Annotated in this window: 13 protein-coding genes and 1 pseudogene; 11 read left to right on the forward strand and 3 right to left on the reverse strand. The window is 37.5% G+C overall.

Annotated features, from left to right (window positions below):
• Positions 1-95 precede the first annotated feature (95 nt).
• Positions 96-767 carry a LytTR family DNA-binding domain-containing protein gene (locus tag RT445_RS20685; protein ID WP_274795191.1) on the reverse strand — a complete coding sequence of 224 codons (672 nt, stop codon included), beginning with the start codon at positions 765-767 and terminating at the stop codon, positions 96-98.
• Positions 768-980: 213 nt separating this feature from the next.
• On the opposite strand from RT445_RS20685, the gene aceA reads away from it, so the two are divergent.
• The gene (gene aceA / locus RT445_RS20690) at positions 981-2264 is read left to right on the forward strand and encodes an isocitrate lyase (RefSeq protein ID WP_274795192.1); all 1284 of its coding nucleotides are present in this window, start codon (positions 981-983) and stop codon (positions 2262-2264) included.
• A 110-nt stretch (positions 2265-2374) separates the two neighbouring features.
• A complete protein-coding gene (gene aceB / locus RT445_RS20695) occupies positions 2375-3973 on the forward strand; it encodes a malate synthase A (protein ID WP_274795193.1) in 1599 nt (532 codons plus the stop codon).
• Between the two features lie 238 nt (positions 3974-4211).
• On the opposite strand, the gene RT445_RS20700 is transcribed toward aceB, so the two are convergent.
• Positions 4212-4877: an O-methyltransferase gene (locus tag RT445_RS20700; RefSeq protein WP_396631772.1), complete on the reverse strand. Its 666-nt coding sequence runs from the start codon at positions 4875-4877 to the stop codon at positions 4212-4214.
• 128 nt (positions 4878-5005) lie between these two features.
• On the opposite strand from RT445_RS20700, the gene RT445_RS20705 reads away from it, so the two are divergent.
• The 6 genes from RT445_RS20705 to RT445_RS20730 all read left to right on the forward strand — a co-directional run bounded on the left by RT445_RS20705 (position 5006) and on the right by RT445_RS20730 (position 10058).
• Entirely contained in the window at positions 5006-5899 is an 894-nt protein-coding gene (locus RT445_RS20705; RefSeq protein ID WP_274795195.1) for a LysR family transcriptional regulator, read from the forward strand.
• Positions 5900-5967: 68 nt separating this feature from the next.
• Positions 5968-6363 (forward strand): GntR family transcriptional regulator, encoded by a 396-nt coding sequence (locus RT445_RS20710; RefSeq protein WP_274795196.1) that lies wholly within the window; start codon positions 5968-5970, stop codon positions 6361-6363.
• Between the two features lie 4 nt (positions 6364-6367).
• Entirely contained in the window at positions 6368-7465 is a 1098-nt protein-coding gene (locus RT445_RS20715; RefSeq protein ID WP_274795198.1) for a DUF1648 domain-containing protein, read from the forward strand.
• A gap of 72 nt (positions 7466-7537) precedes the next feature.
• Complete coding sequence (locus RT445_RS20720; protein WP_274795199.1) at positions 7538-8209, forward strand: response regulator transcription factor; 672 nt, start codon at positions 7538-7540, stop codon at positions 8207-8209.
• Positions 8206-9579, forward strand: a complete 1374-nt coding sequence (locus RT445_RS20725) for a HAMP domain-containing sensor histidine kinase (RefSeq protein ID WP_274795200.1) — start codon at positions 8206-8208, stop codon at positions 9577-9579. The genes RT445_RS20720 and RT445_RS20725 overlap by 4 nt, the downstream gene beginning before the upstream one ends.
• A 74-nt stretch (positions 9580-9653) precedes the next feature.
• The gene (locus tag RT445_RS20730) at positions 9654-10058 is read left to right on the forward strand and encodes a hypothetical protein (protein ID WP_274795201.1); all 405 of its coding nucleotides are present in this window, start codon (positions 9654-9656) and stop codon (positions 10056-10058) included.
• A gap of 71 nt (positions 10059-10129) precedes the next feature.
• Here the strand turns inward: RT445_RS20730 and RT445_RS20735 are convergent, their stop codons facing one another.
• Entirely contained in the window at positions 10130-10252 is a 123-nt protein-coding gene (locus tag RT445_RS20735; protein ID WP_312507184.1) for a hypothetical protein, read from the reverse strand.
• A 170-nt stretch (positions 10253-10422) separates the two neighbouring features.
• Between RT445_RS20735 and RT445_RS20740 the strand changes: the two genes are divergently transcribed.
• The 3 genes and pseudogenes from RT445_RS20740 to RT445_RS20750 all read left to right on the forward strand — a co-directional run.
• Positions 10423-11136 carry a glycosyltransferase family 2 protein gene (locus RT445_RS20740; RefSeq protein ID WP_274795202.1) on the forward strand — a complete coding sequence of 238 codons (714 nt, stop codon included), beginning with the start codon at positions 10423-10425 and terminating at the stop codon, positions 11134-11136.
• A gap of 83 nt (positions 11137-11219) precedes the next feature.
• On the forward strand, positions 11220-11480 hold the full coding sequence (locus RT445_RS20745; RefSeq protein ID WP_004233098.1) for a metal-sensitive transcriptional regulator: 261 nt from the start codon (positions 11220-11222) through the stop codon (positions 11478-11480).
• 135 nt (positions 11481-11615) lie between these two features.
• A pseudogene (locus tag RT445_RS20750) lies at positions 11616-11990 on the forward strand (transglutaminase domain-containing protein); the annotation flags it as partial.

Here is an 11990-nt window from a genome sequence, read left to right on the forward strand (position 1 = left end):
CGCCGATGGTAGTTGGGGGCTTCCCCCTGTGAGAGTAGGACGTCGCTAGGCAATTAAAAGACCAGAGAAAATATTCTCTGGTCTTTTTTGATACCTTAAAATTCAAGAGCACTTCTAAGATTATTAATATATGATTGGCTCACAGGTAATTCACTTCCGTCAATTAATGTAACAATAAAGTTTGATGTTAGGTCTCGTGCCATCTTTTTTATAAAATAAATATTTACAATATAGGAACGATGAATGCGAATAAAGTAGGTCGGTAATCTTAATTGAAGCTCTTTGAGTGTAATATTCGTTTTAAACTGTTCTTTTTCTACATAAAACCATGTTTTTTTCTGCAAGCTTTCTATATGAGATATTCTATCGATTGCTACTGGCTTCCATTCCTCCTCCTGCTTTCCTGTTAAAAACTGAAATGGTTCAGTTTTTTTCTTGGTGAAGGTGGACGGTAAGACAACGACCAGTGCAGCTGGTTTATGATCAATGTATATTGGATAACCCATACCGTAATATGGCGTATCGAATAAGGAATTATCTAATATGGCATCTGTTTTTTTCTGAGTCCGTAGCACTTGCTCCGCAATACTCCCTGGCATCACTTGTTGTCCGATCTCTAGATGAATATTTTGATGGCCTGAGTGAAAGTAAATATAAGAATTATCAACTGCAATTGCAAAGGATGAATCGGCTGGTACCCAGTCTTGCATCATTAAAATATATTGTTGTGAAATATCTTTTGCAAATGAATTTACCTCATTGTTCATTGTAACATCCCCCTTGTTTGTAAACAGCCTTCCAAATTTCATCGTTTAAAAAGGTAGTTTTATCCTGAAATTCCGATATTTTATCAAAAAATAGTGAAAATTTAAACACTCTGTTATATATTAATTTACAACAAATAAACCTGTTATGGAACAGTGAATTAAAAGTTTTTTAACAGAGTATATTGTACACAAAGGGGAAGGTGGAATTTCAATATGTCAACTCGTCAAGAAAGAATCGAAGCTTTAGAAAAACAATGGGCTGAAAACCCACGCTGGGCTGGTATTGAGCGCACATATTCAGCTGAAGAGGTTGTTAAATTACAGGGCACAATTGTACTTGAACAAACATTAGCCCAAAAAGGCGCTACTAGACTTTGGAATTCGTTACATGAGGAACCGTTTATTAATGCATTGGGGGCATTAACGGGTAATCAGGCAGTGCAACAAGTAAAAGCCGGATTAAAGGCTATTTATCTATCAGGCTGGCAAGTAGCTGCGGATGCAAACCTTTCTGGACAAATGTATCCTGATCAATCTTTATACCCTGCTAACTCTGTACCAGCAGTAGTAAAACGTATCAATCAAGCACTACAACGCGCCGATCAAATTGATCATGCTGAAGGTCGTGTCGATCAATTTGATTGGTTCGCACCAATCGTCGCAGATGCAGAAGCAGGTTTTGGTGGTCCTCTAAACGTGTTTGAACTTGTAAAGGGCATGATTGAAGCTGGGGCTGCTGGTGTTCACTTAGAAGATCAATTAGCGTCAGAAAAGAAATGTGGGCATCTAGGCGGTAAAGTTTTACTTCCAACACAAAATGCTATCCGTAATTTAATTGCTGCTCGATTAGCAACAGATGTTATGGGTGTAGATACAATTTTAATTGCTCGTACGGATGCAGATGCTGCAGATATGGTTACTTCAGATATTGACCCACGTGATGCGGAGTTCATAACTGGTGAACGTACACCAGAAGGTTTCTTCCGTACAAAAGCTGGTATTAAACAAGCAATTGCTCGTGGATTAGCTTACGCACCATATGCAGATTTAATTTGGTGTGAGACTTCCAAACCATCACTTGAGGAAGCTCGTGAATTTGCTGAAGCAATTCATGCTGAATTCCCAGGTAAAATGCTTGCGTACAATTGCTCACCTTCGTTCAACTGGAAAGCAAATCTTTCAGAAGAAGAAATTGCAGAATACCAACGAGAACTTGGTAAGTTGGGTTACAAATTCCAATTTGTTACGTTAGCAGGCTTCCATGCACTTAACCACTCCATGTTTGAGCTTGCACATGATTATAAAGATAATGGTATGGCTGCATATTCTAAACTACAGCAAGCTGAATTTGCTTCTGAATCCAAAGGGTATACAGCTACACGCCATCAACGCGAAGTAGGTACTGGATATTTTGATGAAATTTCTCAAGTTATTTCTGGTGGTACTTCTTCTACAACAGCAATGGCAGGCTCTACTGAAACTGAACAGTTTGTTTAAGTAACATTTTATACGTGTTTTCCTAAATTCATAATCATAGAATAGTCTCCTCCGTTTCTCCTAAAACGGAGGATGACGAAACTAAAATTGCAAAGGTGGGTAAACAACTAATGGAACAAGCAACAACAGGTAAGCTTAAAATTGTTGGAGAACAGAACGAGCAAACAAAAGAAATTTTAACACCTGAAGCTCTTAATTTTGTTCTTGCCCTGCATGAAAAATTTGATACTCGCCGTAAGGAGTTGTTGGATGCTCGTCAAGAACGCCAAAAACGACTTGATGCGGGAGAAAAGCTTGATTTCTTAGCAGAGACGAAGCATATTCGTGAAGGTGATTGGACAATTGCACCACTTCCAAAGGACCTGCAAGATCGCCGTGTTGAGATTACAGGACCTGTTGATCGTAAGATGGTTATTAATGCTTTAAACTCGGGAGCAAAAATGTTTATGGCATGTTTCGAGGATGCTTCTTCTCCGACATGGGAAAATATGATTGGTGGTCAAATTAATATGCGTGATGCTATTAATAAGACGATAGAATTTTCACAAGCATCCAATGGTAAAACGTATAAATTAAATAAAGAAACAGCAGTGCTTTTAGTTCGTCCACGAGGTCTACACTTGCTTGAGAAGCATGTTCTTGTCGATGGAGAGCCGATTTCAGGTAGCTTCTTTGATTTTGGTTTATATCTATTCCATAATGCAAAAAATGCGCTAGCGCAAGGTACTGGTCCATATTTCTATCTGCCAAAGCTTGAAAGTCATTTAGAGGCTCGTCTATGGAATGATGTCTTTGTATTTGCCCAAGATTATATTGGCATTCCACAGGGAACAATAAAAGCTACTGTACTAATTGAAACGATTTTAGCGGCGTTTGAGATGGATGAAATTTTATATGAGCTACGCGAACATTCAGCTGGTCTGAATTGTGGACGTTGGGATTATATTTTCAGTTATATTAAACGTCTTCGCAATCAAGCTGATGTTATTTTGCCAGATCGTGGGCAAGTAACAATGACCGTACCGTTTATGAAGGCCTATACGTCTTTATGCATACAAACATGTCATAAGCGTAATGCACCAGCAATGGGGGGAATGGCTGCACAAATTCCTGTTAAAAATGATGATGAGGCGAATGCTATAGCATTTGCGAAAGTGGCAGAAGATAAACGTCGTGAAGCAACAGAGGGGCACGATGGTACTTGGGTAGCACATCCTGGTATGGTTGCAACTGCAATGGAGCAGTTTGATGCCATTATGACAACACCTAACCAAATTCATAAAAAACGTGAGGATGTACACGTAACTGCAGAAGATTTAGTAGCGGTGCCAGAGGGAACAATTACGCTTGAAGGTCTTCGTATTAACTGTAGTGTCGGTGTACAATATATTGCTTCATGGCTACGGGGTAATGGTGCTGCACCAATTAACAACTTGATGGAGGATGCCGCAACAGCAGAAATTTCTCGTACGCAAGTATGGCAATGGATTCGTCATCCAAAAGGAATCTTAGATGATGGACGTGGTATTACGTTAGCATTTGTCCTAGAAATATTGGAAGAAGAGCTTGTGAAGATTAAAGAGGCTGTTGGGGAACAAGCTTATAGCAGTGGTCGCTACATTGAAGCAGCTGAACTGTTTAAATCCTTAATTGAGCAAGATGAATTTGCGGAATTTTTGACACTTCCAGGATATGAAAAATTAGCATAAGACATAAATCTACTATCAGCATATTTCAACTTTCCTAATTCCACTAACATAGCGTGACGGGGTCTGTTCCCCCGTTTAGGCTAAAGAGATGAGCACGATTGAATTAAAGGGGTCTACTAATAAAAGTAAAGAGATTTTAAAGGGGTGAAAGATCTCTTACTAGCTTTGATGGGGAGCTTGTAAGGCATCTTTTATTAGGGGAATCCGCGTTAATATGGTAACGCGGATTTTTTCTATATTAGTTTACGATAGCAAGTACAAAGCCGTCATAGCCTTTTACACCAACTGTTTGTATAGCTGTTGCCTCAATTCTAGGTTCCTCTTTTAGTAGTTCCATAAATTGCTGAATACCGCGTACACGTTCATCCTCACTATTTTTATCAGTTATTGCACCATCACGTACTACATTATCTGCAACGATTATAGCACCTAAATGAGCTAATTGTATGGCCCACTTCAAGTAAGCGGGGTTATTCGGTTTATCAGCGTCAATAAAAATAAAGTCAAATAAGCGCCCTTCATTTTTTAACTCTGGCAATGTTTCTAATGCGTTTCCAACAATAACCTCAATTTTTTCCTCATAACCTGCATTCTTGATATTTTTCCTTGCAACCTTTGCGTACTCTTCATTAATTTCTAAAGTAACTAGTTTACCTTCTCGAGGAAGAGCTTGGGCTAAGCAAATACTGCTATAACCACCAAGTGTGCCAATTTCTAAAATATTTGCTGCGGCTTTCATTTTGGCTAATAAATATAATAGTCTCCCTTGCGTAGGAGATACATCGATCTCTGGAATACTTGCAGCTTTATTCGTCTGTAGTACAGCATTAAGATGTTTGTTTATTGGGAGGAGCTTATCCATAAAATAATGATCTACATTTTGCCAAACATTCATCTCTGTCATCATACAGTCCTCATTTCTTTAATTTATACGTGCAAGCTTGCAAATAAAGTGTATGATAGAATGAATCATAATAAAAATATATTCTAATTATTTATGTATAACTTTAGATTATGAGTAGGAGTAAAATCATGAATATTCATGGCTTAAAATTGTTTTATCAAGTTGCAACTACAGGTAGTTTCACAAAAGCTGCAGAAATATTACGTATAAGCCAGCCCGCTGTTTCGAGTCAAATTAAACGATTCGAACATGAAATAGGAGTACAGCTTTTTAAGCAACAGGGACGAGGGGTAGTTCTCACAGAATTTGGTGAGGCACTAGCGGAGAAAGCTCAAAATCTTATCGCCCTTGAACATCATATTGAAACATTTATAGAAGAATACCGGCTTGCAAAGGCAGGAAATTTACATATAGTCGCTACCTACCTGCCAGCAAATTTTCTAATTCCAAAATGGGCTGCTCACTTCAAGGCTGTAAATGAGCATGTCAATTTAATGATTACAACGACCAATACAAAGGATGCCTTTGAACAACTTATTCATTATAAAGCGGATATTGCTATTTACGGGGGAGGAATGTCCGAAAGACCTAAAGAAATAGAGTGGGAGGAGCTTTATGAAGATGAATTATGGTTTGTCGTGTCTCCAACTCATCGCTATGCACACCAAAACATTACCTTAGTTGAAATGTTTCAGGAGCCGTTTATTATGAGAGAGGAAGGAAGTTCGATGAGAGAGCATCTTTTTTCACTATGCCAAACATATCAGGTGAAACCTCCGAACATTGCGCTTCAATTTAATGGAATTAATGAAACAATTCGATCGGTCATGGCGGGTTATGGAGCGAACTTTATTTCTTCTCTTGCAGTTAGAGAATATGTAGAGAATGGGCAATTGGCTAGGGTTTATGTTAAGGATATCCATGCTATTAAACATAAAATTGCTATTTGTACGAGGAACAATGAAAAGCATAACTTGCTTGTACAAAAATTTATTGAAACCATCAAGAGTTCTCCTATTTGATATGTACATCATGCATAATAGTAGGAAATTTGTTATACTAGTTATATAACAATATGGAGCTGATAAACATGTTCATTCAAATAGAGCCACAATCGGACGTACCTATTTATGAGCAGGTGACACGTCAAATCATTGAAGGCATTGCAAGAGGTGAGATGAAGCCAGGGGATACCCTACCATCTGTTCGGAGTTTAGCTGCTGATTTAGGTGTAAATATGCATACTGTTAATAAGAGCTATCATGAATTAGAAGCCAAAGGTATTATAGTTATTCGGCCAAAATCGGGAGCTATTATAAGTTCTACAGAGGAGCGAGCTTTGACACCTGAGCAATTACAACAAATCGAAAAGAATTTGAAGCCTGTTGTGGCAGAAGGTATGGTGCTCGGCGCAACAGCAGAACAAATTGAGCACATGATGAAAAAGGTGTTCGCTGAATTGCAAATACCAGCAGAGGGAGTGTAGCACAATGCTACTTGGTGTTTTTATAACGATCTACATCATGACATTAGCTTTGCAATTGGTGGTTCCTTATATTGTGCGAGATACTATTGTTTTTGGGGTCACTGTACCAGATCAAAATATTATGCACCCCGTCTTAGCTAAAATGAAAAAGCAGTATGTTCAATTAGTAGGGGTCACTGGAATAGTATTCTTACTCATTATGATTATTAGTTACAATTGGTTAGCCCCTTCTGAATCAATTCAAAGTATCGTTTTATTAAGCTGTCTATTTAGCATGCTTACGGTCAGTATGGTGCTGTACTGGATAAGTCATCAAAAGGTATCAAGGCTGAAAAAGCAGGAACAATGGGGGGTAAATATTAAGCAAGTACGTGCCGTTGATTTAACTGCGCGAAGCCGTGATGAAATGCTACCTTGGTCATTTTTTGCTGTACCTTTAGGAATTTCAGTATTTTTAATCATTTACACAATGCTCCATTACGACCAAATGCCGAATGATATAGCTGTACATTGGGGGCCAAGTGGAGAAGCGGATGAGTGGAGGAAGAAGACGTATTTTACGGCTATTTCGTTGCCGCTTGTTATGCTAATGATGCAATGGATGATGTGGGGAGTTAGCGATTCCATTAAACGTTCTGCAATTAAGCTGGCTGTCAATCGCAAAGAACAATCATTAGAGGACCAGCTAAAAACTCGAAAATATATGAGCTGGCATATATTGTTGATTAGCTATGCTTTAACCATCTTATTAACAGTGTTACAACTAAGCAATATCTATCCCTTCATGACTGTAGGCTATAAGCTATTGCCAGTCTTTATTTCGTTTTTAGTTGTACTGTTTGGTTCACTATTTATTTATATTGTGAAAAAGCATAAACATAAAGTACGCTATGAAGAAAATATTGATTCACAAGTAATGGATGTAGATGAAGATAGGTATTGGAAGGGTGGCTTAATTTATATTAATCGACAGGATCCTTCCGTTTTTGTGGAAAAACGCTTTGGAGTAGGGTGGACGATGAACCTTGCGAATCCTAGAGGTTATATTTTCATTGGTCTGCCTTTTGTGTTATTGCTGTTGATTTCAATTTTTTCGTTATAAAATAATAGTAATTTGTAGGGGGAAAATTCGTTCCATGTGAACGGATTTTTTCTTATTACTGGAGGTAGGCAGATGAAAATTCTTGTAGTCGATGACGATATTCATATTTTAAAACTAGTTACAATTTATTTAACAAAGGAAGGTTATCAAGTGTTATGTGCAGAAAATGCCGAGCAGGCACTAGCATTACTTGAAGGAAGTCTACCTGATTTAGCTGTTGTAGATGTAATGATGCCAGGAATGGATGGTTTTACACTAACTGAGACTTTAACACAAGATTATGACATTCCTGTCTTATTATTAACAGCGAAAGGCGAGTTAGAGGATAAAGAGCGAGGCTTTTTAGCAGGATCAGACGACTATGTTGTAAAGCCCTTTGAACCAAAAGAGTTATTATTTCGCATAGCAGCTATATTACGGAGATTGGATAAGAAAAATCAAATAACGATTCAAGTTGGAAATATAGTGATTGATCGCCGAAGTTTTGAAGTTGTAATAGGAGAAGATACTCTTATTCTTCCTTTAAAGGAATTTGAATTACTGGCCTTATTGGCGTCACGGCCCCATCAAGTGTTTACGCGTAGCTATATTATGGAGCAAGTATGGGGCTATGACTATGATGGAGACGAGCAAACGCTGAATACACATATGAAGCGGATTCGCGAAAGAATAAGTAGGTATGACACTGCTGTTGAGATCACAACAGTGCGTGGTGTGGGCTACAAGCTAGAGGAAACAACATGAAGACTTTATACAGTAAATTTGTAGTGACGACAATGCTTGTCATGATTGGTAGCTTATGTATTGGTTTTTTAGCGACGAATACATATTATCATCAAGTGGTAAAAGAAAAAAATGATGCAAAAAATGTTACTATAGCTCAGGATATTGCGCAATATATTGAAACGGCCAAGCCAGAGGATTTAGATCATTACTTGATGACACTGGGCAAAGTTGGCTATCAAATATATGTAACATCAGGTGAGGAAGGGCAATTTTTTGGTGGAGAATATCGAGATAAAACATTGTCAGCATCTGTTGTTGAACGTGTTTTAAATGGAGAAGTCTATCATGGAATGCGAGATTTTCCAAAGGAAACTTTTGTAACAGGCTTTTTTGCTAATGAACTAATTAATACAATTGGTGTGCCATTTACATATGAAAAAAGGCCATACGCATTGTTCATAAGACCTGATATTCGTTTATTATTTTCTGAGGTGCATACGATACTTGCTGGATTAATGCTCGTTATGACCGTATTGAGCCTATTAGCTATGCTAATGTTTGCTAAAGCATTAATTCGTCCAATTACAAAGCTTACAGCTGCAACACAACAGCTTGCACATGAAAAGTTTGACACTGTTTTAGACATTGATCGTGCGGATGAAATCGGTCAATTAGCGGCTAGCTTTAATACGATGACAGAGAAATTACAAGAAAATGATCGTTTGCGGAAGGAATTTATTAGTAATGTATCACATGATTTTCAGTCTCCTTTGTTAAATATTCAAGGCTATGTAGATCTCCTTAAAAATCCTTTGCTAACTGAGCAGGAAAGACAGGAATATGCAGGGATCATTGAATTAGAAACAAAGCGTCTATCTACATTAACCAAGCAATTATTATTACTAACATCGCTGGATCAATCGACAAGAATGGTAAAACGGGAACGATACAGCTTAGACGAACAACTGAAAGAAACAGTACGAAAATATCGTTGGCAAATAGAAGAGGCACAGCTGCAGATATCATACAAGCTAGATCCAATTCATTATGATGGCGATGCAGGACTTTTGCAAAATGTGTGGGATAATTTGTTGACGAATGCTATTAAATATAATGTAAACGGTGGGCAAATACAAATCCAATTACAAAAGAAAACTACCTCACTAGAAATCCTTGTGGAGGATAACGGTAGAGGCATGACTGCTGATCAATTAGCTAAAGTATATGATCGTTTTTACCGAGGTGACGCCTCTAGAACCACGCAAGGAACGGGGCTAGGACTGGCGATTGTCAAACAAATTATAGAGCTCCATGGAGGCACTATCCATATGGAAAGTGCAATAGATGCTGGTACAAAGGTAACTATTGATTTACCCATTTTGTCATAAGGAGTTCATGTAAAGTTCATGTTCACACGATAAACTGCTACTTAGTTGAAACAAGCTTAGGGGGAGTTTATCGTATGGAACAAAAGTGGAGTATACGCCTTATTCGATTAGCAGCCATTTTTGCCTTAATCGGAACATACTTAGGTTCACATATGTCAGGTTCGGGTAGTTATGAGTATAGACCGATACATGCACATATTTTACTTGTTGGTTGGCTGAGTATGTTTGCGTGGGGTATTTTTTATCGAGTTTTCAAAGTGAAATCACAAAAATTAGTAACCATACATGGATGGACAGCTATTCTTGGTGTTTTAGGATTAACATTAGGCATGTGGTTTTATAATATAAATCCATTTAATTTTAGTAGCACGTTTACATTAGTCTTCTTTATTGTAGGTGGAACTACGCTATTAATTAGCTTCGCTTTATTTATTGTCGTTACATTCATGATTAATCAAAAAGTGGATATGAAAAAATAATGAAACCTACCGTGTCACGATTTGTGAAGCGGTAGGTTTTCATGTTTATTGTATAACTTCTAGAGATTTTTTCAGCCATTTTGAAGCTCTTGGTAATCTTGTGCACCATATCCCTTTTCTTGCTTACCAAGTTTGTTTTTTCTTAAATGAATCGTGACAAAATTCGACAGAGAGATAACACGATAGTTAAACAATTTACTGTTCCTACAATAATATATGAGGGTTTAATCGGAGAAATATCGATATTATTGATATGTTTTGATGGGATTCATCAGTTGAATTGTTGCTGTTACATGATACTATTTGATATAAGGGAAATTCGTCTAAGGAGAGCCTGTCAGCCTATAGATAGGGGATCGAAATAATGAAAAATATTGTAGCTATTATTCCAGCTTATAATCCACAACAATCACTTATTACTTATGTACACCAATTATTAGCAACGACCATTACACAAATAGTTATTGTCAATGATGGGAGTGATCAAAAATATAATGAGCTTTTTGAAGATCTAATGAAAATAGATCGTTGCCAGGTACTGCAGCATAATGGCAATATAGGCAAAGGGGGAGCACTTAAGACGGCCTTTGCCTATTTACGGAAACAATCGAGAATGTATCATGGCGTCCTTACAGTAGGGGCACATGGCCAGCACACATTACAAGACGTGAAGCTTATTTTAACAATGACAAGGGTGTTTTCTGAAGGTATTGTATTAGGTGTACGTAACTTCCATTCCGTTGATAGTACGTTTCTTTCTTATTGGGGAAACCGTGCAACAAGCCTCTTTTTTGAGCTGCTGTATCATCGAAAATTAATGGATACGCAAACAGGTCTGCGATATATTTCGATAAATGAGCTGCCTTGGCTGATGAAAGTAAAAGGTGAAAAGTATGACTATGATACAAATATGCTAATTGCAGCACTTAAAAGAAAGTGTCCGATTTTTGAGGTAGAGATTGGGCAATTACGTGTAAAAAAGAATACGATTATTCATTACGATGAAATTACAAATGCAGGAACGTTAATTACGAGAATGCTTATGAATTATTTAAAACCAAGGAATAGTAATAGCTAGGTTTAAATTCGAAATAATAAGCTAGGATAAAGATTAATGATAAATATAGAACGTAGCGAGTTTAGAATAAAGGAGCAATGGAAATGGAATATTCAGATCAAGTGAAAAATCGTGTAAAGCGGATGGAAGGTCAGCTACGTGGGATTCTGAAAATGATGGAGGAAGAAAAGGACTGTAAGGCAGTCATTACACAGCTATCAGCAGTAAGGTCTGCTGTAGATCGTACAGTTGGTGTTATTGTCAGTACAAATTTATTGGAATGTGTACAAAATGCTGAAGGAGATGGCGAAAAAATGAATGAGGCCATTCAGGAAGCAGTTAATTTAGTTGTGAAAAGTAGGTAACAGTTATGAATTTGTAGTATGAATAGAATCATAACTTAAAATATACAAATATTAGCAAGCGCAATTGGACCCTTAAGTGAGTTCTTTGTGCTTTTTTTGTATATAATGAAAAGAAGACGGTTGGAGGTGAGGAATTTGTGGAAGAAATTAGCCATTATCGCCATTATTGTTATTTTTATTGATCCCATTTATTCTGCTGGTAAAGCGGTTGTACAGCAGGTGGTGGATTGGACAAATAATGATGAAATTGAAACTATGCTTCTTTCAACAAAGGAGAAAATTGTGGATGTTACTGCTAGACTTTCAGACAATGCCTCAATTGAAACAGCCATACCCATAGAAGATGTACATGAAGCGGAGGTAGCCCCAACAGCTCCACCAATTAAGAAACCAGAAACGAAGTTAGTCGTGACGAATGCCAAGGAAATGGCGGATGCGATGTATTCATATTATAGTAGTTTTTCACCGAAGTTTGAAATTCAATACAAAGGAAATACCCAACGAATTGAA

It is taken from the genome of Lysinibacillus sp. (genome assembly GCF_032093475.1).
Lineage (GTDB): Bacteria > Bacillota > Bacilli > Bacillales_A > Planococcaceae > Lysinibacillus > Lysinibacillus irui.